Genomic DNA, 24,617 nt, shown 5'->3' with positions numbered 1-24,617 from the left:
ATAATTTTATGCACCCACACTTGATCAGATTACTCAGCCTGTCGGCCCTGACCGTGGGCATTCTCGCGGCCAGCAACGTCGCCCGCGCCGATGAAGGCGCCGCTGCGACACCGCCGAAGTTCAGCGCCGAACCGTGCTGCAACCTGTGCCCGGCTGCGCATGACGCGAAGAACTACACCACGCGCTATCAGCAGAACTTCACCACGCTGGTGCAGGCGCAAGGCGACTGGTTGTTCCGCACTCAGGAAGATCTGCGCACCGAGTTCAACACCAGCCCGGCCGGCTACAAACGCCTGCAACAACTGCACGATGCGTTCAAGGCCAAAGGCGTTGAGCTGGTGATCGTTTACCAGCCGACCCGTGGCCTGGTGAATCGCAACAAGCTCAACCCGCAGGAAAAAGCCGCGTTCGATTACGAGAAAGCGCTGGGCAACTACAAGACCATGCTCGGCCGTTTCGCCAAGATGGGTTACGTCGTGCCAGACCTGTCGCCGCTGACCAACGAATCGCTGCCGGACACCCTGCCCGCCCACGATTTCTACTTCCGTGGCGACCAACACTGGACGCCATACGGCGCACAGCGCACGGCGAAAATCGTCGCCGAGAAGGTCAAGCAGATCCCGGCCTTCGCCGACGTGCCCAAGCGTGAATTCGAAACCAAGCGTTCCGGGCGCATGGGCAAAACCGGCACCCTGCACAACATGGCCGGGCAACTGTGCGGCACCAGTTACGCGATTCAGTACATGGACCAGTTCACCACCGAGCCTAAGGGTGAAGCGGGTGACGGCGATCTGTTCGGTGATTCCGGCAATCCACAAATTACCTTGGTCGGCACCTCGCACAGCGGCAAGAACTACAACTTCGCCGGCTTCCTCGAAGAAGCCATCGGCGCCGACATTCTCAACGTCGCCTTCCCCGGCGGCGGTCTGGAAGGTTCGATGTTGCAGTACCTGGGCAGCGACGAATTCCAGAAGACTCCGCCGAAAATCCTCATCTGGGAATTCTCGCCGCTGTACCGCCTCGACCAGGAAACCATCTATCGCCAGATGATGTCTCTTCTCGACAACGGCTGCGAAGGCAAAGACGCACAGATGACTGCGAGCACCACGCTCAAGCCTGGCGGCAAACAAGAACTGCTGGTCAACAGCAAGAACCTGAACCTGCAGAACAGCAGCCATCAGGTCGATATCCGCTTCGCCGACCCTTCGGTGAAAACCCTGCAAGCCACCCTCTGGTACATGAACGGTCGCCACGAGGACATCAAGATAGAGAAACCGGAAACCTCCGACACCGACGGTCGTTTCGCCTTTGAGCTGCGCACGGACGAAGACTGGGCCTCGCAAAACCTGCTGGCGGTCGAAGTCCAGGGTCCGGAAGCGGGCACCGCGCCTCAGAAAGTCGAAGCGAAAATCTGCAAACGCAACGTATTCCCGGGTGCTGGGCAACAAACCGCTCAGGTCGGGCAATGAGGTCTGCTATGCGAAATCCGAAATTGAAATCTTTTCTGGCACCGACGCTGCTGAGCCTGGCGATGTTCGCCGGGGCGACTCAGGCCGCCGCGCCACTGCGTCCACCACAGGGCTATTTTGCGCCTGTGGATAAATTCAAGACCGGGGACAACAGCGAAGGCTGCGATGCGATGCCGGCGCCGTACACCGGGCCGCTGCAATTTCGCAGCAAATACGAAGGATCGGACAAGGCGCGTTCGACGCTGAACGTGCAGTCGGAAAAAGCCTTCCGCGACACCACCAAAGACATCACCACGCTCGAACGCGGCACCGCCAAACGGGTGATGCAGTTCATGCGCGACGGTCGTCCGGAGCAGCTAGATTGCACGCTGAACTGGCTGACCGCGTGGGCAAAGGCCGATGCGTTGATGTCGAAAGACTTCAACCACACCGGCAAGTCGATGCGCAAATGGGCGCTGGGTAGCATGGCCTCTTCGTACATTCGCCTGAAGTTCTCCGACTCGCATCCGCTGGCGCAGCATCAGCAGGAAGCGCAGGTGATCGAAGCGTGGTTCAGCAAAATGGCCGACCAGGTGGTCAGCGATTGGGACAACCTGCCGCTGGAAAAAACCAACAACCACTCGTACTGGGCCGCCTGGTCGGTGATGGCGACCTCGGTCGCGACCAACCGCCGCGACCTGTTTGACTGGGCGGTGAAGGAATACAAGGTCGGCGCCAATCAAGTCGATGCCGACGGTTTCCTGCCGAACGAACTCAAGCGCCAGCAACGCGCCCTCGCCTATCACAACTACGCGCTGCCGCCGCTGGCGATGATCGCCAGTTTTGCCCAGGTCAACGGTGTTGATTTGCGTCAGGAGAACAATGGTGCGCTGAAACGCCTGGGTGATCGGGTGTTGTCGGGGGTGAAAGACCCGGATGAATTCGAGAAGAAGAACGGCAAAGAGCAGGACATGACCGACTTGAAAGAGGACATGAAATTCGCCTGGCTCGAACCGTTCTGCACGCTCTACACCTGTGCGCCGGATGTCATCGAGAAGAAGCATGGCATGCAGCCGTTCAAAACCTTCCGCCTCGGAGGCGACCTGACCAAGGTCTACGACCCGTCCCATGAAAAGGGCAACAAAGGTTCATGAAGCAAAAGCCCCTCACCCTAACCCTCTCCCGGAGGGAGAGGGGACTGACCGAGGTGTTTTTGAGAAATCCGCCGACCTGATACATCAAGTCGATCTCAGGTGTTGAAAAACAATCGAGATCAGGCTGCACAGAAATACCGGGGCGATCTCCATTTTTGAAAACCATGGAGATCAGGCCCCCTCTCCCTCCGGGAGAGGGGGCTGACCGAGGTGGCTGTGCGAGTTACGCCGAAATGAAATACCGAGTCGATCTCGATATTGGCATCACCAGAGATCAGGCTCCCTCTCCCTCCGGGAGAGGGCGGGGGGTGAGGGGCGCGGTCTGAAGGCCTCCCCGAAACCTCAAGCAAACACGCATCACCCCTCCACTACCACGGGGGGTTTGGGGGGGCTTTGGCCCTTGACTGTTGGTTCAAACATGGAGAGATCGGGATGGTATTTTCATCCAACGTGTTCCTGTTTCTGTTCTTGCCGATCTTTCTCGGCTTGTACTACTTGAGCGGGCAACGCTATCGCAATTTGCTGCTGCTGATCGCCAGCTACGTCTTCTACGCCTGGTGGCGTGTGGACTTCCTCGCGCTGTTCGCCGCCGTCACGTTGTGGAACTACTGGATCGGCCTGAAAGTCGGTGCCGCCGGCGTACGGACCAAACCGGCGCAGCGCTGGCTGCTGCTCGGTGTCGCAGTCGACCTGTGCATCCTCGGCTACTTCAAGTACGCCAACTTCGGCGTCGACAGCATCAACGCGATGATGACGTCGGTCGGTCTGTCGCCGTTCATCCTCACCCACGTACTGCTGCCGATCGGTATCTCGTTCTACATCTTCGAGTCGATCAGCTACATCATCGACGTGTATCGCGGCGACACCCCGGCCACGCGCAACCTGATCGACTTCGCCGCCTTCGTGGCGATCTTCCCGCACTTGATTGCCGGCCCGGTCCTGCGTTTCCGCGACCTCGCCGACCAGTTCAACAACCGCACGCACACCCTCGACAAGTTCTCCGAGGGCTGCACGCGGTTCATGCAGGGTTTCATCAAGAAGGTCTTCATCGCCGACACCCTCGCGGTGGTCGCTGACCATTGTTTCGCCCTGCAAAACCCGACCACCGGCGATGCCTGGCTTGGCGCGCTGGCGTACACCGCGCAGCTGTATTTCGACTTCTCCGGTTACAGCGACATGGCCATCGGTCTGGGCTTGATGATGGGTTTCCGTTTCATGGAAAACTTCAAGCAGCCGTACATCAGTCAGTCGATCACCGAGTTCTGGCGTCGCTGGCACATCAGCCTGTCGACCTGGCTGCGCGACTACCTGTACATCACCCTCGGCGGTAATCGTAAAGGCACGCTGATGACCTATCGCAACCTGTTCCTGACCATGCTGCTCGGTGGTCTGTGGCACGGCGCGAACATCACGTACATCGTCTGGGGCGCCTGGCACGGCATGTGGCTGGCGATTGAAAAAGCGCTGGGCCTGAACACCTCGCCGCGCAGCATCAACCCGATCCGCTGGGCGCTGACCTTCCTGCTGGTGGTCATGGGCTGGGTGATCTTCCGTGCCGAGAACCTGCACGTTGCCGGCCGCATGTACGGCGCAATGTTCAGCTTCGGCGACTGGTCGCTGTCGGAACTCAATCAGGCCAGCCTTACCGGTCTGCAAGTGGCAACTCTGGTTGTGGCGTACGTGACGTTGGCCTTCTTCGGCCTGCGTGATCTGTACACCAACCAGCCGCCGGCCAAGGCCAAACCTGAAGTCAACGTCGAGGCCAACGGCCCTGCCACGGCGACTCCGGGAATGATCAAGGCAGCCCCTGGCGAAAACCCGGCGAGCATCCATGAGCCTGGCTACACCGTCGGCGTCGAAGCCCAGGTGCAACCGGCCTACTGGAGCGCGGACTGGTCGCGCTACGTGATGCGCGGTCTGATCCTGCTGCTGTTCATCGCCTCGATTCTCAAACTCTCGGCGCAAAGCTTCTCGCCGTTCCTTTACTTCCAGTTCTGAGGGATCTGACATGACCCGCTCATTACGCATCTTCTACATCGCCCTGTTCCTGGTGACCCTGTTGGTCTTGGGTCTGTGGTCGGTTCGCAGCTTCTTCGGCTTCAGCACCAATGCCGAGGCAACGGTGCTCAACGGTCGCTGGACCAAGGCTGTGGAAACGCACTACGACGATGAATTCCCGATCAAGCGTCTGGGCACCAATCTCTGGGCCGCGCTGGATTTCAAACTGTTCAACGAAGGTCGTCCGGGCGTGGTGCTCGGTCGCGATCAGTGGTTGTACAGCGATGAAGAATTCAACCCGATCGTCAACGAAGAGCTGAACCTGCAAGGCAACTACGCGCTGGTTGAAGGCGTGCGCCAGACCCTGAAAGCGAAAGGCGTGAAACTGGTGATGGCGATCGTGCCGGCCAAGGTTCGTCTGTACCCAGAGCATCTGGGTGAAGTGAAACCGGCGAGCATTCACGAAAATCTCTATCAGGATTTCCATGCTCGTGTAGCCGCCGACAAGATCCTCGCCCCTGACCTGCTCAAGCCGTTCCAGCAGGCCAAGCAGAGCGGTCAGCAAGTGTTCCTGCGCACCGATACGCACTGGACGCCTGAGGGCGCGGAGATCGCGGCGAACACCCTGGCGAAAACCATCGCCGACAAGTTCCCGCTCAGCGGCGAGCCACAGCGCTTCGTCACCACGCCAGCGGAGAAGGTCACGCACAAGGGCGACCTGCGTCTGTTCCTGCCGCTCGATCCGCTGTTTGAAAACCTGATGCCGGCGCAAGAGCCGCTGCAAAAGCGCAACACCGTCGCGGCTGGCGATCAGCCTGCCGGTGACGACGCGCTGTTCGCCAGCAATGAAGTGCCGGTGGCGCTGGTCGGCACCAGCTACAGCGCCAACCCCAACTGGAACTTCGTCGGTGCCCTGAAACAAGCGCTGCACAGCGACGTGGTGAGCTACGCCGAAGACGGCCACGGCCCGATCCTGCCGATGCTCAGCTACCTGAAAAGCGATGACTTCAAGAACAGCCCGCCACAGGTGCTGATCTGGGAGTTTCCTGAACGATATCTGCCTGTGAACAACGAAATCGGCGACGCCGACCCGCAGTGGGTCGCAGAGCTTAAACAAGCCGGCGCGCGCCAACAAAACGTAGCAATCAACACTAAATCCGAGACGCCCGATCGGGCGCAAAACTGAAAGAGAGGTACACCATGACTTTCACTACTACTCCTCGTCGTCTCGCTAAAAGCTTCGCATTGGTTGCTGGCCTCAGCGTGCTTTCCGTCCCTGCCTTCGCCGGTGGCGATGCCGCGCTGTACGGCCCGACCGCACCGAAAGGCTCGACCTTTGTGCGTGTGTACAACGCCAGCAACGCTGAAGTCAGCGCGACTGTCGGCAGCACCAACCTGAGCGACGTTGCGCCACTGGCCAGCAGCGACTTCAGCTTCATGCCGGGCGGTGATTACAGCGCCAAGGTCGGCAGCCAGACCCTGCCGGTGAAACTCGCCGGTGACCACTACTACACCCTGGTCAACAACGCTTCCGGCGCGCCGCAACTGATCGAAGAGCCGCCGTTCAAGAACAAGCAGAAATCCCTGGTGCGCGTGCAGAACCTCAGCGACAAACCGCTGACCCTGAAGACCGCCGACGGCAAGACCGACGTAGTGCCGAACGTGGCCGCCAAGGGCCGTGGCGAGCGTGAAATCAACCCGGTGAAAGTCAGCCTGGCGCTGTACGAAGGTGACAAGAAAGTCGGCGACGTCAAACCAGTCGCCCTGGAACGCGGTGAAGCCGCGGTGCTGTACGTCACCGGCAGCGGCAGCAGCCTGTCGCCAGTCTGGGTAAAACGCCCGGTATCGACTCGCTAACAAATTCCCGATGAGACGCTGCCCCCTGTAGGAGCTGTCGAGTGCAACGAGGCTGCGATCTTTTGATTTTTCTCAGGATCAAGATCAACAGATCGCAGCCTTCGGCAGCACCTACATGAGACCGCCTCTCGGTACGAGACAAAAACAAGAGTGAAACGACACAGCGTTCGTGCCTCTAACCAATCGATTTTATGGAGTAAACAATATGATTCCGGTGATCTTGTCAGGTGGTAGCGGTTCACGTCTTTGGCCGCTTTCGCGTAAGCAGTTTCCCAAGCAATTCCTCGCCCTGACCGGCGAACACACATTGTTCCAGCAGACCCTCGAACGTCTGGTGTTCGAAGGCATGGACACCCCGATCGTGGTCTGCAACAAGGATCACCGCTTCATCGTCAACGAGCAGCTGAGCAACCGCAATCTGGAAGTGCAGCGCATCCTGATGGAACCGTTTGGCCGCAACACCGCGCCAGCCGTGGCGCTGACTGCGATGATGCTGGTCAATGAAGGTCGCGACGAACTGATGCTGGTGCTGCCGGCCGACCACGTGCTGGAAGACCAGAAAGCCCTGCAACGCGCCCTCGCCCTCGCCACCGTCGCGGCTGAAAACGGCGAAATGGTGTTGTTCGGCGTGCCGGCGACCAAACCGGAAACCGGTTACGGCTACATCAAGTCCACCGGTGATTCGCTGTTGCCCGAAGGCGTCAGCCGCGTCTCGCACTTCGTCGAAAAACCTGACGTCAAACGTGCCACCGAGTACGTCGCATCCGGCGGTTATTACTGGAACAGCGGCATGTTCCTGTTCCGCGCCAGCCGCTTCCTCGAAGAGCTGAAAAAGCACGATCCGGACATCTACGACACCTGCCTGCTGACCCTTGAGCGCAGCGAACAGGATGCCGACACCGTGACGCTGGACGAAGCCACGTTCGCCTGCTGCCCGGACAATTCCATCGACTACTCCGTCATGGAAAAAACCCAGCGCGCCTGCGTCGTGCCGCTGACCGCTGGCTGGAGTGATGTCGGCTGCTGGTCGTCGCTGTGGGAAGTCAACGAGAAAGACGCCAACGGCAACGTCACCAAAGGCGACGTGGTGATCCAGGACAGCAAGAACTGCATGATCCACGGCAACGGCAAACTGGTGTCGGTGATCGGTCTGGAAAACATCGTCGTGGTCGAAACCAAAGACGCGATGATGATTGCCCACAAGGACAAGGTTCAGGGCGTCAAACAGATGGTCAACACGCTCAACGAGCAGGGCCGCAGCGAAACCCAGAACCATTGCGAAGTCTATCGTCCGTGGGGCTCGTACGACTCGGTGGACATGGGCGGGCGTTTCCAGGTCAAGCACATCTCGGTGAAACCGGGCGCGTGCCTGTCGCTGCAGATGCACCACCACCGCGCCGAACACTGGATCGTGGTCAGCGGCACTGCCGAAGTGACCTGCGATGAAAACGTATTCCTGCTCTGCGAAAACCAGTCGACCTACATCCCGATCGCCTCGGTGCATCGCCTGCGCAACCCGGGCAAGATCCCGCTGGAAATCATCGAAGTTCAGTCGGGTTCGTACTTGGGTGAAGACGATATCGAACGCTTCGAAGATATCTATGGCCGCTCCACCCCGATCGAACGCGGCGTGTCGGTGAAGACCATCGCGCAATAACGTTCAGCAACACAGGAAGCCCCCGTCCAGCCCGCTGCGTCCCCTATCCGCAGTGGGTTGGGCGGGGGCTTTTTTCATGCCCTTGCCGGTTAACGCGCGATCGCCACGCGTTTGCTCATCGACTGGCGGATTTTAATAAAGGCATGCGCGGATACACTGGCATTGGTTTTGGTAAACACGCCCCTCTTGCCCGGTTGATAACGCGTGATACTGGCTGTTCCTTCAACGGTCTGATAATGGATATTCCAGGCCTGCTGTTTTCGATCAAACTTCATGAATGCGAAAGCGTTTTTAAACTCCTGCATTTGTCCATTGTCGTTAGTGGCAAACCCGTAATCGGGGTACTCCATCGCTGCACCAAGGCCTAAACCACGCTCGCTGCGAGGCAGGTTATTGAACTGGGCATCCTCCTTGCCCCCTTCCACATGGCGCACTCGAAGAGCGTTTTTGTTCAACTGCTCGACCGTCAACGAACAACCACTGAAGGCCGGGGTGAAGACATGATCTGGCTGGACCCCGGACGGATTGACGGGGATATCGACATAGCCCCCCTGAGGTGCCCAATAGCCGGCAACCGCGTTGGCTTTATCAGGCATCTCGCCGGCAGCGATGTCGACAATTCTCAATGCGTTGAAAGCACCACTGCTTGCGCCTGAGTAAGTCAGTTTATCCATGGTGAAGATGAATTCGGCGCCGCCGGCGGTATTACTGAGGCCGCTGACGACAGCTTTGGAATAACGCCCGGGCGTCGGATCTAAAAACTTGGTGTCGACCACCACCTTGCCGAACTCAGGTGCTTGCAATGCCTTGCCGATATTGGTCGGGTTGCCCATCGCAGGTACAAACCGATTGGGCTCGCCTTTATCCCTGAATGCGAGGGCGGGAATCTGGCGATCGGAAGCTGACGCAATGACCGGTTCCCACAAGCCATTGGTCAACTGTTTTCGAGTAACCGCCCCATCGTTATCGATATAGGTAATCGGGTTGTTCAACGCCATTCTGTATAAGTTGCTGCCATCGATATAGCCTTTGGGATCCGGATTCATCCAGCGCTGTAACCACGGGATGTAATACCGGTAACCGTAGTAATACAGTCCCGTTGCATCGCGCTCTTTACCGGAGTAGCGAATCGTTCGATAACTGACTTCGGACTCCCGGCTCCAGGCCGTCTCGCCGAACGGATAGAACGTTTCCTGACTGATGATTCGCCCGTGTTCGCCCAGTTCAAGACTGGCCGATCCGAGGTGGTCGCAGAAGTGGTAACGGTACTGATCATTACTGTCCGCAGGTAGCGGACTTTCCCGGTGCAACACGTTGACGCTGTTGAGCCCGGTCTGTGCCGAAATGACCTGCAATACCTCGCCAGCACTGTCGATGCGCAACTCCAGCCCCGGCAGATAGCGCACTTCGTTGATGACGGTGCGCGCGCCGGTCTGCAGCGAACGGATCTTGCGTACGCGCTGACCACTGGCGCCATACATATACACTTCGCGGTCGTCGAGTCCACTTGCCCTCTCCACCGGGCTGACCGATTGCAGCTGATTGCGCAGATTCCACTGCACGTCATGCCCTTGATCGAGCGCCAGCAGATTGCCGCGAGTGTCATACGCCGCCGCGATCTGCGCTTCGCCGGGCGGCACGCCGTTGATATAAGGCAAGGCACGATTGCTGTAGCGGGCAACTTGCAGCTCACGTCCGTGGACTTGTACACCAACATGATCCAGCTTCGTCAGATTGCCGCCGGCATCGTAATGATAAGTCTGCCGATAGTTGCTGAGCGCCCGCGGGTCAACACGACCGGGCGAACCTGTGCCCTGGCTTGCCGCACCGGCCTCCCAGCCGGTCGCCACGATCAACTGGTAGAGGCTGTCGTAGAAAAACTCGTTAAGCGGTTCGATTCGCTGGTTGGCGAAATAGCGGATCGGCATTACCTGATCCTTGATACTGACAACGTTGCCCATCCGGTCGTAGGCATAGATCAGATACTGTATTAACGCACCACCATAGCTACGCGCGTGACGGCTCATCAGACGACCGTCCTGTGGCCGATACTTCAAACTCGTTCGCACACCGTTGCCGGCCGTTTCCTGCTCGACCTGGCCGTCGGCGTTGTAATGGATATCACTGACCAGAGGTTTCTCGACGGGCTGCCCCTTGGTTTGCAAGCAGATAGCGTGCAACCGGCCATCGACCGTCTGGGCGAAGCGTTGCCGATTGCCCCGCGCATCGATTTGTTCAAGTACTTGCCCTTGTGCACCGAAACGCCAACGACTGGTCGCGCCGTCGCCAGGCTCCAGCAACTGTGAACGCTCGTCGATCGGTTCGGGCCAGTTCGTACTGACCAGTTCCTGCGTGAAGTGCCGAGTGTTTTCGAGGTTCTGGCCGCTGAGCGCAAAACTCTTGAACTGCAGGCTGCCGGCCGGATCGTCGTGACGGATCAACTGACCGAACTGGTTTCGCGCTTGCTCGCCCTGCCCCGGCGCGCCATAGACCAAACGCTCGACACATAGCTGCGGCTGCGCAGGCGCTGTTTCGAACACCGCCAGCGGACGCAGCATTACGTCATACTCGATTTCACGGACAGTACTGCGGCTGTCCCGACTCATCAGCACTTGCGCCGCAAGCCCGGGCAATTCGATCTGCGTCCCAGCATCGACGCTGTCCGTGCGCAGTGCCTGACCGCTGAGGGCGTAAACCGTTGTCAGGTTGGCCGGTGTTTGCGGGTCGCTGACTTGCTGCGCCGACAATCGCGGATCCCACTGCCGGGTCGTGCGCCCGGCCTCGTCATACGCCGTTCGGTTGGTACGCAATTGCGCCGCAAGGCTGGCGTCTGCGCGCCAGTAATCAAGGCTGCAAACGGTTAACCCGCGGGGGTCGACGACTACGAGTTGAGGCGTTTTGTAGTGCACATCCATTGCGCTACTCCGCAGGGCAAAGGCGATTTCAGGTCCTGCTGAGCATCTGAGCAGTTACGCAAGGCTTTGCCTACTGACAGAAATGACAGTGCCGACCGGCGGCAAAAGCCGATCGCCTTCATGTCCATTTGCCTTGCCCTTCGGTAGGATGAAGTTCACGTGCTTGCGGAGACTCGAACATGTTCATCGGCATCCTGCTGGTCATCACCTGGCTGGTCCTGTTGCTGCGCTACCCGGCCAAGGCCTTGCCGGTTTCAGTGGCCGCCGCGATTGGCCTCGGTCTGGTGGCGATGTGGGTCGTCTGGCTGGACAACCGCGAGATCAAGCAACTGGCGCGCCTTGAGCTGCGCATCAGTTACGCGCCCGAGCAATGCCCGGCTGATCGTCCGTTGCAACTGAATATGAACAATGGCAACAGCGTGCCGCTGACCGAACTGCGCTGGCGCATCGCCGCCTACGCGCCGGGTGACACGGTCAATCTCGCCGACAATCAGTACACTGCCCCACGTTATCGCGGCCCCGGTGAATTGCAGGCCGGTGGCAATTGGCAAGACTGTTTGCCGCTGCCGCCGCTGCGTCCCGGTTATCGCCCGCAAACCCTGGAGTTCCGCGCCGAGCGCTTGCAAGGCAGTTTCTCCGACTGATCACTCTCCTCGCTTTTTTTGCACAAGGAATGCGCCATGCCCGTTGCGTTGATTACCGGTTGTTCCAGCGGCATTGGCCGCGCCCTTGCCGATGCGTTCAAAGCGGCGGGCTATGAAGTCTGGGCCAGTGCACGCAAGGCTGAGGATGTTGCTGCATTGGGCAGTGCCGGATTCACTGCGGTGCAACTGGACGTCAATGACAGTGGGGCGCTGGAACAACTCGGCGAGCGGATCAACCAGCAACACGGCGGCCTCGATGTATTGATCAACAACGCCGGTTATGGCGCCATGGGGCCGCTGCTCGATGGCGGTGTCACGGCGATGCAGCGCCAGTTCGAAACCAACGTGTTTTCAATTGTCGGCGTGACGCGGGCGCTGTTCCCGGTATTGCGCCGGGCCAAAGGCCTGGTGGTGAATATCGGCAGTGTCTCGGGGGTGCTGGTCACGCCGTTTGCCGGCGCTTACTGCGCGTCGAAAGCGGCGGTGCATGCGCTGACCGACGCGTTGCGCATGGAACTGGCGCCCTTCGGCATTCGCGTGATGGAAGTGCAACCGGGAGCGATTCAATCGAGCTTCGCCAGGAATGCCGGGCATGAAGCCGAATTGTTGATCAATGAACAATCGCCATGGTTTCCCCTGCGCGAGGGCATTCGCGCCCGGGCCAGGGCTTCGCAGGACAAGCCGACGCCGGCCAATGAGTTTGCAGACGAGTTGCTCAAAGCCGTGCAGCAGCGCAAGCCACCGCGCTTGATCCGTATCGGCAATGGCTGCCGGGCGCTGCCATTGCTGGCGCTGTTGCTGCCCAAGGGATTGCTGGAGTCGACATTGATGAAGCGGTTCGGTTTGGGTGGGCAACTGTAGGAGCCGCGGCACGCTGCGATCTTTTGATTTTGATGTTGATTTGAAGAGCAAAAGATCGCAGCCTCGTTTCACTCGACAGCTCCTACAGGGGAGTCATTAGTTCCAGGTTTTCATGAAGTCGATGAACGCTCGCACTTTCAGCGGTAGATGTCGGGTGTCCGGGTATAGCGCGTAGACCCCTTGCTGGGCAAAGCGGTAGTCGGGGAGCAAACGCTGCAACCGCCCGGCATCCAGATCATCCTGAATCAGCCATTGCGGCAGAATCGCCACGCCCTGCCCGGTCAATGCAAACGCCCTGAGCGTTGCCGAGTTGTCGGCAACGATCGCGGTGGTCCCCGGTTTTGGCTGGTAGACATGCTCCGCGCCTGCCGGGTCGGTGACCGTCATTTCGGGCACTCGTCCGTGGCCCAAGGTTGGCATCGACTCCAGCGTCGCCAGTGTGGCAACCGGCGCAAAACGCTCGATCAACGCAGGCGCCGCCACCGCAAACACTTCGAACGTCGACAGCTGCACCGCGCGCAGATTGGAGTCGTGCATGCGCCCCAGGCGAATCGCCATGTCGAAGCGCTCGGAGATCAGATCGGCGTGGGTCGAAGACGTCGACAGGTGAATATTCAACTGCGGCTGCTGTTGGCGAAACACCTCCAGCGCCGGCACCACCTGAGCCAAGGCAAATTCCACCGTGGTGGTGATGCGCAACGTGCCCTTGAGCTGTGAATGCTCGGAGCGCGCTTCCTCGATCGCCAGCCGTGCTTCGTCGAGGGTGCGTAGACAGCGTCGATAAAAACGTTCGCCAGCGTCGGTCAGCGCCAGTTGCCGGGTATTGCGCGTGAGCAGCGTGACGCCCAACTCCTCTTCCAGACGCTTGAGGTTGAAGCTCACCACGGCACGGGTCTGGCCCAAAGTATCGGCGGCCGCCGTCAATGAGCCGGCCTCCACCACGGCTTTGAACGTGTCAAAACGATCCAGGCTGACCATATCCAGCGCACTCCCTGTCAAAATTATTTTGACAAACTAGCAGCCAAACCAGCGTTTTCCTATAACTGAAAGCGCCCTACCCTGCACGTCTCATCACAGGGAAGTTGCCATGGCTTATCGCTCGAAAGTCGCGCTGGTGTATCTACTAGGGTTCGCCCTCGACCTGCTGAACATGTTTGTCGCCAGCATTGCCTACCCCGACATTGCTCAGCAATTGCACGCGTCTGTCACGCAACTGGCGTGGATCAGCAACGCCTACATGCTTGGCCTGACGCTGATCATTCCGCTGAGCGTGTGGCTGGCGGCGCGGATGGGTGAGCGGCGGTTGATTCTCGCCTCACTGCTGTTGTTCGGGATTGGCTCGGCGCTGGTGGCGCAAGCTGGATCAATTGAAAGCTTGATTGGCTGGCGGTTGTTGCAAGGGCTGGGTGGCGGATTGCTGCTGCCAGTCGGTCAGGCGTTGGCGTATCGACAGTTTCCGCCGTCGCAGCGTGCGCATTTCACCGGCGTGGTGTTGTTGGTGGCGCTGATGGTGCCAGCATTGTCGCCGGCGGCGGGTGGGTTGATTGTTCAGGCGTTGACGTGGCGATGGATTTTCTATTTGAACTTGCCGGTGGCGCTGCTCGCGTTTGGCCTTGGCCTGTTTTGGTTGAAACCCGATCAGCCTTCGAGTGAACGCCCGACGCTGGATGCGCGCGGCTTGCTGCTAGCCGCAACGGCACTGAGTTTGTTGCTGATCGCCGTCAGTCTGGTGAGCGAGACCGACAGCCGAACGCTCGGCCTCTTCGTATTGATGCTCAGCGTTGTGACGCTGTGCATTTATCTGCGCGACGGCTGGCGTAAACCCGAGGCGATTCTCGATCTGCAACTGATCAAGAACCCGTCATTACGTCTGGCGATGTTGATTTACCTGTGCGTCCCCGGCGTGTTCACCGGTACTCACATGATCGCCGTGTTGTACCTGCACAACCTCGGCGTCGGCGCTGCGCAAACCGGTGCGCTGATGCTGCCATGGGCGGCGGGTTCCGGCATCGCGATCATGCTCGGCAAACGCAGCTTCAACCGGCTAGGCCCCAAGCTGTTGCTCGGCGCCGGCATGCTTTTGCAATGCCTCGGCATTGTTCTGCTGATGCGCATCGAACAACCGGCGAGCGCCCCGCTGATCATCGCCTACGCCCTGATGGGGCTGGGCGGCAGTCTGTGCAGCGTCACTGCGCAGACCCTGGCCTTTGTCGGCATCGCGGCAGAAAAAATGGGCCACTCCAGTGCGCTGTGGAATATCAATCGCCAGCTTGGTTTTTGCCTCGGCGCGGCGTTGCTCAGCTCATTGCTGGGGGCATTGGGCGGCGATGGTTTTCGCTACTGCTTCCTCGCGGCGGCGCTGCTCACGGTCGTGCCAATGGTCAGCGTTCTACGGTTTGACTCGGCGAAAGTGCTCGCCCTGCTGACTCCCCATCCCCTCAAGGAAAAATCTACATGACTGACTACAACGAATATTTTGCCGAAGTGATACAGGCACACGAAGCCATCGAACAGTGGTTTTCCGTGGAACAGGATGAGGCTGCGCTGGAGCATCTGTTGATGCGTTTTGCGCCAGCGTTTTCGATGGTTTCACCGCTGGGCCGAGTACTGGATTTCGAGGCCTTGGCAGCGTTGTTCCGAATGGCGGGCGGCAAGAAGAACGGGTTCAGGATCGAACTCAGTGAAATGCGTGGAATTGCATTGCATGAGCGCGGTGCGACGGTGAGTTATCGCGAGCAGCAGAGGGATGCGAGCGGGTTGAGTACGGATCGACGTTCGACGGTGGTGTTTGAAAAAGACTCGTCCGGGCGGATGGTCTGGCGGCATTTGCAGGAGACGTTTTGCACTGAATGATGGTTCGGTATTTCCATGACAAACCGCGTCGCCCTCTTCGCGAGCAAGCCCGCTCCCACAGGTATTGGGGCGTACACAGACTCTATGAACGCCGCGATACCTGTGGGAGCGTGGCTTGCCCGCGATGGCCGCGACGCGGTCGGTCAGTTATCCACAGGGCCCTGATTGACCACCACCGTACAGGTAATCCCCGCCGCCAACAGAACACCTTCCGGCACTTGATCAATATGAATGCGCACCGGTACTCGCTGGGCCAGCCGCACCCAGTTGAACGTCGGGTTCACATCGGCGATCAGCTCGCGGCTTTCCGGGTTGTCGCGGTCATAGATACCGCGCGAAATGCTTTCCACATGGCCCTTGAGCACTTCGCCGCTCATCAACTGCATGTCGGCTTTATCGCCGACTTTCACGTGGGGCAGTTTGGTTTCTTCGAAAAAGCCATAAACCCAGAAGGAGTTCATGTCGACCACGGCCATTTTCGCCTCGCCGATGCGTGCGTAGTCACCGCGATGCACATTGAGGTTGGTCACATAACCGTCGACCGCCGCGCGTACTTCGGTACGTTTGAGGTTGAGTTCGGCGGCTTCCAGTTGCGCTTGCGCGTGCTGGTAATCGGCGAGCGCGGCGTCGGCGATATTGCTGGCGTCGTCGCGGTTTTCCTTGGAGATCACCAGGTTGTCGAGATCGGCGCGGCGGTGGGCGTTGACCTTGCGCATCTCCCACGTCGACTTGCGCGAAGCCACCAGCGACTGCGCCTGTTTAACTGCAATGCGGTAATGCTCGGGGTCGATCTGCATGAGCAAATCACCCTTCTTCACCAGTTGGTTGTCACGCACCGGCACATCGATCACCTCGCCGGTAACGTCGGCGGCAACGTTGATGATGTCGGCACGTACGCGACCGTCGCGGGTCCACGGCGTGTTCATGTAGTGCTCCCACAACGTGCGGCCGATCCACAGCGCCAAGGCGAGCACCAGCAGGGTCGCGAGCAGGCTGAAAAACTTTTTCATCGTGACGTTCTCAACGGTAGACAGTCAGCGCCATGGCGCCGAACAGACAGGTAAACAGACTCAGACGCAGCAGCGCCGGGTGCCAGAAAAAGCGGTACAGATCGAACCCGGACAGGAACCGATCCACCGCCCAGGCCAGCGCTGCAGCGATGAAAAACATCAGGGTCATGGTCGGCATGTACACGCCGTGGAAGGCGATTTCACGAGGCATGGGCAAGTCCTTCGGGCTTGGCGATGGCGTAGGCAGCGAGCGGTGATTGCGGGTCAAGCAGTGAGGTGCGGATGAAATGCAGATAGCTCTTCACCCGGCGCAACGCGGAGGTATCGAAGTGCGGCGCGAACGGTTCGTCGGTGGCCGCGACGCGGCTGATGGCGTGATCGACGGCGACCAGTGCGCGTTCGAGATTGCTGGCGTTCGGTTGCAGAAACAGCCGCACCAGCGCGCGACCCATCACGCGGATCGCCTGCCGCCACGGCTGCGATTCTGCGTAGGCCGGGTGCACCGGCAGTATCGCCTGTTCCTTGCGTAACTCGATGATCGCGTGGCCGACTTCGAGGACCACGAACATCCAGCGCAGCAGGTGCTTTTGCACCTTCGGCTCCCCAGCCGCAAGACCGTAGGCCTGATGCAGCAAGTCACGGGTACGGCTCTCGAAACTCGACGCGAGGCCTTTGAGTTTGCCACTGATCGCGTAGACTACCTGGCCGCGCAGGTCCTGCTCCAGACGCTTCCATAACCATCGGCTGTTCGGCGGCAGAATAATTGCCCCGGCGGCGGCACAGACCAACATACCCATGACCATGGCGATGTAGTCGTTGATGAAGGTGTAGGGGTTGTAGATCGTGAGGTTGTCCGGCACGGAACCGGTGCTGAAGAAGATCAACAAACCCAGGCCGACACCGGCGTATTGCGGCCGCGAGGTGAGGAACGAGCCGAGCACGATCACTGGCGCGAGCATCACGCACAGCAGTGGAAAACCGTCGATCCACGGGAAGATGAAAAACATCTCGACGAAGCCGATCAATGCGCCGAGGAAGGTGCCGCAAGCCATCTGAAAAGCCATGCGTTTCGGGTTTGGCGTGGCGGCGGAGAGGCCCACGGTGGCGGCAGCAATCAGCGTCATCGTCGCGCCGCTTGGCCACGCGGTGGCGACCCAGTAACTGCCGAGCACCACCAGAATAAACGAGGCGCGAATGCCCGAGGCAGCGGCCGCCCACCAGTTGGTTTGCGGGGTGAACGGCTCGTCCCAGCGCTCGCGTTCGTGACGGTGATCGGCCAGAGAGGCGTGGGTCTGTGCATAACTGTGCAGGTCGTCGACGAAGCGATAGAGCAGTTCGTACGCAGTGTGGAAATCCAGTTGTTCGGCTTCGCTCGGATCACTCTCCTGAAAGATCGCGCGCAAGCTGCGCACACGTGCCGGCAAACCTTCCTTGTAGGTGGCCAGCGCTGTCGCCAAACGGGCGGCATCGGGGCTGGTCAGGGCGCGGCCGCTGAAGCCGTCGAGCACTTCGGCGAGATCCTGCAGGCCTGGTCTGATCGCCGCGACTACATGTTCTTCGCCGTTGCCGCGCAGGCGTTCGAGCAACTGATGCAAAGCGTTGAAGCGTGTGGTGATGCCCATGAACTCGCTGTTCAAACGGCTTAACCGGCCGTTGCGCCGACGCATGTGCGGGTCTTCGAACACGGTCACGCTGCGCAGGCCTTCGAGGCCTACGGCTTCGGCGATGAAGCGCACGTTGCTGGCTTCGAAAGACTCGGCTTTGCTGCGTCCGCGCAGGCCGTCGGTGACAAACAATGCGAACACGCCGAAGCGCTGGTACAAGGCGTTGCGCATGGCGGCGCTGGCGGTTTGCGGCAGGATCGCGGCGCTGATCACGGTCGAGCAAAGGATCCCCAACGAGATCTCCAGCACTCGCCACACCGCCGCCATGAACGCGCCGTCCGGGTGCGCCAGTGCCGGTAAGCCGACCATCGCGGCGGTGTAGCCGGCGAGGACAAAACCGTAGGCGCGGAAGTTGCGGCAACGCGCGGCGCCGGCCGAGCAGATGCCAACCCAGATCGCCAGCGAGCCGAGAAACAGTTCGGTGTTTTGCGCGAACAATGCGATCAGCGTGACCATCATCGCCGACCCCGCGAGGGTACCAAGGAAGCGATAGAAACTCTTGGCAAATACCTGACCGCTTTGCGGCTGCATGACGATGAACACGGTGATCATCGCCGTGCGCGGTTGCGGCAATTCCAGGCGCATCGCCAGCCACAGCGTGAGGAACGCGGCGATCAACACCTTGAAGATGTAGACCCAGGTCACGCCATCGCTGCGCGCCCAGTCGAAAAAACCACGGCGCCATTCCAGGGAGTAGAGCCAGCGCAGAGGTGCGGGCAAGGGAGTCATTCAGATGTGCTCAATGAGATTCGGTCTGGTCGCAGAACCTGTGGGAGCGAGCCTGCTCGCGAATGCGTTTTCATATTCAACGTTGATGTTGACTGATACACCGCTTTCGCGAGCAGGCTCACTCCTACAATGGGTTGTGTGTTCAACGCAGGAGAACCGGGGTTTTCGGCGCCTGGGTTTTCTCGGCGGTCGGTATGTCATTGCCAGCACCGAGACCACCACCCAACGCAGTCACCAGTTCGGCATGCGCACTCAACCGCGCCGCCTGCACCTGCTGCTGCACTTGCTGCTGCTTGAACAACAACGTCTGCGCATTGAGCACGTTGAGGTAATCGGTGAGGCCGCGTTGATAGGCGATCATCGCGATGTCGTAAGTCTTCTGCGCCGTGGCCACCGACTCGGCGGCAAAACCTTGCTGCTTGTCCATCGACTCACGGCGGATCAACTGGTCGGAGATGTTCTTCAGCGCATTCACCAGCGTCTCGTTGTAATGCGCCACGGCAATGTCATAACCGGCGGAAGCCTCGCCCAATTCGGAGCGCAAACGCCCTCCGTCAAAGATCGGCAGCGAGATCGCCGGGCCGACGTTGTAGTTGAGTTTCTTGCCGGTCAAAAACTCCAGCGCGCCACCGCCGGTGGCCATGTAGCCGAGGCTGCCGACCAGATCGACGTTGGGGTAAAACCCGGCGTGCGCGACGTCGATACCGCGCGCCTGCGCCGCCACTTGCCAGCGACTGGCGACCACATCGGGACGCTGGCCGAGCAGTTCGGCGGGCAATGCCGACGGCAGTTTCAGCGCCGCACCGAGGGACAAGGTCGGACGCTGCAACTGCGCGCCCTCCCCCGGCCCTTTACCCGCCAGCGCGGCAAGTTGATTGCGACTGAGCGCGATTTCTTCGTCCAGCGCATCGATCTGACGGTGGGTTTCCGGCAGCGGCGTTTCAGCCTGGCTGACTTCGAAATGCGTGCCGATCCCGCCGTTCAAACGTTTCTGCGCCAGATCGAGAATCTGCTGTTGCTGCTTGAGCGTCGCCGCGACGATGTCGCGCTGAGCGTAATGCAGCGACAGTTCGATGTAGGCGCGGACGATGTTGTTCTGCAATTCCAGCTGCGCCAATCGCGCTTCGGCCGCGCTCATGTGCGCCAGATCCACGGCGCGCTCGCTGCTATTGCTTTCGCGGCCCCAGAGGTCGAGGGCGTAGCTGAAACCGAGCGCGGCGTTGTTGTCCCAGGTGGTGGTGTTGGCCAGATCGCCCGGGCCGTAGAACTGATCGGTCGGCCAGTTGTGGCGCTTGAGGGTCGACTCGCCATTGATCTGCAACGACTCGGCCGCTTCGGCGACACCGGCCATGGCTTTGGCCTGACGCACTCGCGCAGCGGCCATGGCCATGCTCGGGCTGCCGTGCACGGCGAGGTCGATCCAGCGATTGAGTTGCGGGTCGCCGTAGGCTTGCCACCATTGTGCGGTGGGCCAATTGGCGTCACGGGCAGCGTGGGCGATGGCGTCGTCGGTGGCCAGTGAATTGGCGTCCAACGCGTTGCCTTGCGGAGCAATGCCTTCGGTTGAGATGCAGCCGCCGAGACCCAGGGTAAAAGCCAGAACACTGAGCGGCAAAAGCGCTCTGTTGATGCGACGCGGCACAGCTGCGAATTCCTGAGAAGAGGGGACATGTAGGAGCTGCCGCAGGCTGCAATCTGTTGATCTTGATTCCCTAAAAACAAAATCAAAAGATCGCAGCCTGCGGCAGCTCTTACAGGGATCGGCGCAATTCTAGGGGGCGCCCTCAATGGCGATAAGCTGGGATTTCTGTGAATCTTTGTTACGGTTAACGAGATAATCCCTTGGTCGGGGGTCTCGCCCCGGAAACTTCGTGTCACAATTTGCCTTCTCCCTTGAGAGCACCCCATGGACACTTTGCAAAACATGCGCGCCTTCAGTTGCGTCGCCGAAGCCGGCAGCTTCACCGCCGCCGCCGTGCAACTCGACACCACCACGGCCAACGTCTCGCGCGCGGTCTCCAATCTGGAAGCCCATCTGCAAACCCGCCTGCTCAACCGCACCACCCGGCGCATCGCCCTGACCGAGGCGGGCAAACGCTACCTGCTGCGCTGCGAACAGATCCTCGCCTACGTCGAAGAGGCCGAAGCCGAAGCCAGCGACGCCCACGCGCGCCCGGCCGGGCAATTGAAAGTGCACACCATGACCGGCATCGGCCAGCACTTCGTCATCGATGCCATTGCCCGCTACCGCAAGACCCACCCCGACGTGACCTTCGACCTGACCATGGCCAACCGCGTGCCGGACCTGCTCGACGAAGGCTATGACGTGTCCATCGTGCTCGCCAGCGAACTGCCGGACTCGGGCTTCGTCTCGCAACGCCTGGGCATCACCTACAGCATCGTCTGCGCCTCCCCCGCCTACGTGAAAGCCAACGGCTGCGCGCAGAAACCGAGCGACCTGCTGAACCACGCCTGCCTGCGTCTGGTCAGTCCGGTGATCCCGCTGGAGAAATGGGCCTTCGACGGCCCGGAAGGCCAGGAAATGGTCACCATCAACAGCTCACCGTTTTTGGTGAACTCCGCTGACGCGATGAAAACCGCGATCATCAGCGGCATGGGGCTGGGCGTGCTGCCGGTGTATGCGGCGATTGAAGGACTGCGCAACGGCACGCTGGTGCGAGTCATGCCGAACTACCGTTCGCAAGAGCTGAACCTGTATGCGATCTACCCATCGCGCCAGTATCTGGATGCGAAGATCAAGACCTGGGTTGAGTATCTGCGTGGGTCGTTGCCGGAAATCCTCGCCGCCCATCAGGCCGAACTGGCCGCCTACGAACTCAGCGGCAGCCTCGCCGGCGCCCGAGTCGCCAACTGATTAAACACACCACGCCCGTGTAGGAGCCGCCGCAGGCTGCGATTTTTTGATCTTGCCGTTTAAAAATCAAAAGATCGCAGCCTGCGGCAGCTCCTACAGATTGAGGATTTCGCGGATTTTTCCGACAGGGTTTGACGGTTGTCCGTCGGAAGTGTGGTGGCTAGGATTTGGGTGTCGCTGACGAATCAGCGACCGGGCTTGGTCGTCCGAATGATGAATGGAGCACTTCAAGGAGTTTCACCGTGCTCAATCCTGCTCAAGATCCATCTGCAACCGAAGACCCCCCCCCTACGAATTCCCCGGTTCAAAGAAATTCCACGAAGCCGCCGAGCGCGCCCTCGACCACTACCTCAAACCCAACGCACTCACCCTGCGCTTCCACAAACCCAGCACCATGTTCCAGATCGCCCCGGATCAGGACAAAAAAATGCTGCTGGTGCACGCCTGCGAATCACTGGCACAAGCAGCCTCATGACCAGCGACATCGCCACCCACATCGACCTTCCGCAGCGGAGGACGATTCTGGCGATCCAGCAGATCATCATGCTCGCCGAACTGGCGGTGAATCGGTTGCTGGATAACCACGAAATCCCGCAGTCCCCTTCACAAAGTAAAAGCCCCTCACCCTAACCCCCTCCCAAAGGGAGAGGGTTAGGGTGAGGTGATTGCGAGAAGTACGCCGACGTGCGATACCGGGTCGAATTCAGATATTGAAAAGCCCATAAATCGGCTCCCTCTCCTAGGTGAGAGGGCTGGGCGGGCGGCGTTCCGATGAGGGTAAATTCACCGCAAAACAAAAGCCGAGCGCGTGTCTTCCCATCCAGCGGGCAGGATGTAAGTTCGGCTGCGGCCATCGGGGCTGACTTTAAACAGAACGTCATATTCGCGCAGATCAGCCGCAGCCTGTGACCGAGGGACTTTCTGTGGAAGTGACACTGCCCGCCACGCATCGCTAATCCGTAGGAGCAGCCTGAGTACAGCGCGGGACGTCCACATCTATCGATAAACGTAGACGTCCCGATGGACGGCGATCACTCAAAAAACTGATTGAATAAAAATAGAGCCGCGTTATTTCTTAACATGCTCAAGACCTGAAACATCTCTGAATGCACCAATCGCTTTTAACTTTGGCTCTGTTGAATTGTTTTGAACTTCCAAATCAAACTCTACTGCCAATGTACCTTTAGCATAGTCGAAACTCACAGTTACAGTTCCACTGCCATAAACAGCCGGATACGGCGTGAGTTTTTCCCAGTCATCGGTCTTTTCGATCAAATTATAAAAAATATACAGCCCTGAACCAGTCTCATAATCATGCTTTCCATTAGTGATATCAGTCTTAAAATTGAACATCAGAGACCCTGATCGCGTGGCATCAAATTGCTGACGTGCAATAACGTAAACTTCCTCACCATTCGTTACGAAGGTTTCAACCACGCCGTTGAATGGTGCAAGACTATCAATGAGAACATTGGCCGTACCGCTCACATCTTTTTGTTGTTTTGAAGACAGAAAAAATTCATTTTTCATGAGAAGTCCTTTTATCAAAGTTGATTGTCGCGGAAAATGCGAAATAAAAGACTGCCATTATTATTATTTACCCGCACCTGTCAGAACTGACAGTCTTAGAAACCTATTCGCAATAAAATCCTTTATCGACGATCTTTTTTGTTATAAGTGAAGTCATCAAAAGTTCAGCGCACGTTTAGAACAGCAACACTAGGAGAGACTCTGGATGAACACGGAGCCGCCCCCCGAAAAACTGATGATTGGCCCAAAAGCCCGAGAGGCTGTTCGGCGTACAAGCCGCCAAGACAACCCCAAGCCAGAAATGTTAGCGTGCTTGGTATCAAGCCCGAACAAGAGCCAAAAACGATGAAAAAAACTGTCCTGGCCTTCAGCCGCATCACCCCGCCCATGATCGAACGCCTGCAGCAAGAGTTCGACGTCATCGTCCCTACCCCAAAGAACGGCGACATCAACGCCCAATTCAACGAAGCCCTGCCCCACGCCCACGGTCTCATCGGCGTCGGCCGCAAACTCGGCCAGGCCCAACTTGAAACCGCGACAAAACTCGAAGTCGTTTCCAGCGTCTCCGTCGGCTACGACAACTACGACCTCGACTACTTCAACCAACGTGGGATCATGCTCACCAACACCCCCGACGTTCTCACCGAAAGCACTGCCGACCTCGCCTTCGCGCTGATCATGAGCAGCGCCCGCCGCGTCGCCGAACTCGACGCCTGGACCAAGGCCGGCCAATGGCAAGCCAGCGTCGGCGCTCCGCTGTTTGGCTGCGACGTGCACGGCAAAACCCTCGGCATCGTCGGCATGGGCAACATCGGCGCCGCCATCGCCCGCCGTGGTCACTTCGGTTTCAACATGCCGATCCTCTACAGCGGCAACAGCCGCAAAAACGAACTCGAACAGCAACTCGGCGCGCAATTTCGCAGCCTTGACCAGTTGCTGGCCGAAGCCGACTTCGTCTGTCTGGTGGTGCCACTCAGCGACAAGACCCGCCACCTGATCAGCCACCGCGAACTGGCGCTGATGAAGCCAAATGCAATCCTCGTCAACATCTCCCGCGGCCCGGTAGTCGACGAACCCGCATTGATCGAAGCCCTGCAAAACAAGCGCATTCGCGGCGCTGGTCTGGACGTTTACGAAAAGGAACCGCTGGCCGAATCGCCGCTGTTCCAGCTGAAAAACGCCGTGACCCTGCCGCACATCGGCTCGGCCACTGACGAAACCCGTGAAGCGATGGCCAATCGCGCCCTTGCCAATCTGCGTAGCGCCCTGCTCGGTGAGCGCCCGCAGGATCTGGTCAATCCGCAAGTCTGGCGCGGATAACAAAACGGGCAAGTACTCCAGGGTACTTGCCCGTTTCATTATAAAAACATAACGCTACACATACCTTGTAATTGAACCCCAGCCAAAACCCGAAACAACCGT

General features: G+C 59.2%; 19 protein-coding genes and 1 pseudogene. 13 read left to right on the top strand and 7 right to left on the bottom strand.

The window, feature by feature from the left end:
* Positions 1-8: 8 nt before the first annotated feature.
* The 6 genes from C2E19_RS06265 to C2E19_RS06240 all read left to right on the top strand — a co-directional run bounded on the left by C2E19_RS06265 (position 9) and on the right by C2E19_RS06240 (position 8,114).
* Entirely contained in the window at positions 9-1,469 is a 1,461-nt protein-coding gene (locus tag C2E19_RS06265) for an alginate O-acetyltransferase (RefSeq protein WP_129389419.1), read from the top strand.
* A gap of 8 nt (positions 1,470-1,477) precedes the next feature.
* Positions 1,478-2,602 carry a mannuronate-specific alginate lyase gene (locus tag C2E19_RS06260; protein WP_129389416.1) on the top strand — a complete coding sequence of 375 codons (1,125 nt, stop codon included), beginning with the start codon at positions 1,478-1,480 and terminating at the stop codon, positions 2,600-2,602.
* A gap of 432 nt (positions 2,603-3,034) precedes the next feature.
* The gene (locus C2E19_RS06255; RefSeq protein WP_129389413.1) at positions 3,035-4,600 is read left to right on the top strand and encodes an MBOAT family protein; all 1,566 of its coding nucleotides are present in this window, start codon (positions 3,035-3,037) and stop codon (positions 4,598-4,600) included.
* A gap of 10 nt (positions 4,601-4,610) precedes the next feature.
* A complete protein-coding gene (locus tag C2E19_RS06250) occupies positions 4,611-5,786 on the top strand; it encodes an alginate O-acetyltransferase (protein ID WP_008077260.1) in 1,176 nt (391 codons plus the stop codon).
* Positions 5,787-5,800: 14 nt separating this feature from the next.
* Positions 5,801-6,457, top strand: coding sequence for an alginate O-acetyltransferase AlgF (locus C2E19_RS06245; protein ID WP_007914291.1), 657 nt, complete (start codon positions 5,801-5,803; stop codon positions 6,455-6,457).
* A gap of 205 nt (positions 6,458-6,662) precedes the next feature.
* Positions 6,663-8,114, top strand: coding sequence for a mannose-1-phosphate guanylyltransferase/mannose-6-phosphate isomerase (locus C2E19_RS06240; protein ID WP_129389410.1), 1,452 nt, complete (start codon positions 6,663-6,665; stop codon positions 8,112-8,114).
* A gap of 89 nt (positions 8,115-8,203) precedes the next feature.
* Here C2E19_RS06240 and C2E19_RS06235 read toward each other — a convergent pair whose 3' ends face one another.
* Positions 8,204-11,029 (bottom strand): RHS repeat domain-containing protein, encoded by a 2,826-nt coding sequence (locus tag C2E19_RS06235; RefSeq protein WP_129389407.1) that lies wholly within the window; start codon positions 11,027-11,029, stop codon positions 8,204-8,206.
* Between the two features lie 179 nt (positions 11,030-11,208).
* Between C2E19_RS06235 and C2E19_RS06230 the strand changes: the two genes are divergently transcribed.
* The gene (locus tag C2E19_RS06230; protein ID WP_129389404.1) at positions 11,209-11,673 is read left to right on the top strand and encodes a multidrug transporter; all 465 of its coding nucleotides are present in this window, start codon (positions 11,209-11,211) and stop codon (positions 11,671-11,673) included.
* Between the two features lie 36 nt (positions 11,674-11,709).
* Positions 11,710-12,534 (top strand): SDR family oxidoreductase, encoded by an 825-nt coding sequence (locus tag C2E19_RS06225; protein WP_129389401.1) that lies wholly within the window; start codon positions 11,710-11,712, stop codon positions 12,532-12,534.
* A gap of 96 nt (positions 12,535-12,630) precedes the next feature.
* Here C2E19_RS06225 and C2E19_RS06220 read toward each other — a convergent pair whose 3' ends face one another.
* The gene (locus tag C2E19_RS06220) at positions 12,631-13,512 is read right to left on the bottom strand and encodes a LysR family transcriptional regulator (protein WP_129389398.1); all 882 of its coding nucleotides are present in this window, start codon (positions 13,510-13,512) and stop codon (positions 12,631-12,633) included.
* A gap of 109 nt (positions 13,513-13,621) precedes the next feature.
* Here C2E19_RS06220 and C2E19_RS06215 point away from each other — a divergent pair, with 109 nt between their 5' ends.
* Together C2E19_RS06215 and C2E19_RS06210 are read left to right on the top strand one after the other, a co-directional pair.
* Positions 13,622-14,992: an MFS transporter gene (locus C2E19_RS06215; RefSeq protein WP_129389395.1), complete on the top strand. Its 1,371-nt coding sequence runs from the start codon at positions 13,622-13,624 to the stop codon at positions 14,990-14,992.
* Positions 14,989-15,387 (top strand): DUF4440 domain-containing protein, encoded by a 399-nt coding sequence (locus C2E19_RS06210; protein WP_129389392.1) that lies wholly within the window; start codon positions 14,989-14,991, stop codon positions 15,385-15,387. The genes C2E19_RS06215 and C2E19_RS06210 overlap by 4 nt, the downstream gene beginning before the upstream one ends.
* Before the next feature lie 143 nt (positions 15,388-15,530).
* Here the strand turns inward: C2E19_RS06210 and C2E19_RS06205 are convergent, their stop codons facing one another.
* From C2E19_RS06205 to C2E19_RS06190, 4 genes are all read right to left on the bottom strand, one after another.
* Positions 15,531-16,397: an HlyD family secretion protein gene (locus C2E19_RS06205; protein ID WP_129389389.1), complete on the bottom strand. Its 867-nt coding sequence runs from the start codon at positions 16,395-16,397 to the stop codon at positions 15,531-15,533.
* Between the two features lie 10 nt (positions 16,398-16,407).
* Complete coding sequence (locus tag C2E19_RS06200; RefSeq protein WP_007914106.1) at positions 16,408-16,608, bottom strand: DUF1656 domain-containing protein; 201 nt, start codon at positions 16,606-16,608, stop codon at positions 16,408-16,410.
* A complete protein-coding gene (locus C2E19_RS06195) occupies positions 16,598-18,790 on the bottom strand; it encodes an FUSC family protein (RefSeq protein ID WP_129389386.1) in 2,193 nt (730 codons plus the stop codon). The genes C2E19_RS06200 and C2E19_RS06195 overlap by 11 nt, the downstream gene beginning before the upstream one ends.
* 142 nt (positions 18,791-18,932) lie before the next feature.
* Entirely contained in the window at positions 18,933-20,432 is a 1,500-nt protein-coding gene (locus tag C2E19_RS06190; protein ID WP_129389383.1) for an efflux transporter outer membrane subunit, read from the bottom strand.
* 264 nt (positions 20,433-20,696) lie between these two features.
* On the opposite strand from C2E19_RS06190, the gene C2E19_RS06185 reads away from it, so the two are divergent.
* The gene (locus C2E19_RS06185; RefSeq protein WP_129389380.1) at positions 20,697-21,665 is read left to right on the top strand and encodes a LysR family transcriptional regulator; all 969 of its coding nucleotides are present in this window, start codon (positions 20,697-20,699) and stop codon (positions 21,663-21,665) included.
* A 242-nt stretch (positions 21,666-21,907) separates the two neighbouring features.
* Positions 21,908-22,295 (top strand): annotated as a pseudogene (locus tag C2E19_RS06180) (DUF6124 family protein).
* 438 nt (positions 22,296-22,733) lie between these two features.
* Here the strand turns inward: C2E19_RS06180 and C2E19_RS06175 are convergent.
* On the bottom strand, positions 22,734-23,195 hold the full coding sequence (locus C2E19_RS06175) for a hypothetical protein (RefSeq protein ID WP_129389376.1): 462 nt from the start codon (positions 23,193-23,195) through the stop codon (positions 22,734-22,736).
* Positions 23,196-23,540: 345 nt separating this feature from the next.
* Between C2E19_RS06175 and C2E19_RS06170 the strand changes: the two genes are divergently transcribed.
* Positions 23,541-24,515, top strand: a complete 975-nt coding sequence (locus C2E19_RS06170) for a D-glycerate dehydrogenase (protein WP_129389373.1) — start codon at positions 23,541-23,543, stop codon at positions 24,513-24,515.
* Positions 24,516-24,617: the final 102 nt, after the last annotated feature.

Origin of the sequence: Pseudomonas sp. DTU12.3 (genome assembly GCF_004124275.1) — a bacterium.
Classification (GTDB): Bacteria; Pseudomonadota; Gammaproteobacteria; order Pseudomonadales; family Pseudomonadaceae; genus Aquipseudomonas; species Aquipseudomonas helmanticensis.
Note: the sequence above shows the minus strand (reverse complement) of the source record. Positions and strands in the feature narration are given on the sequence as shown.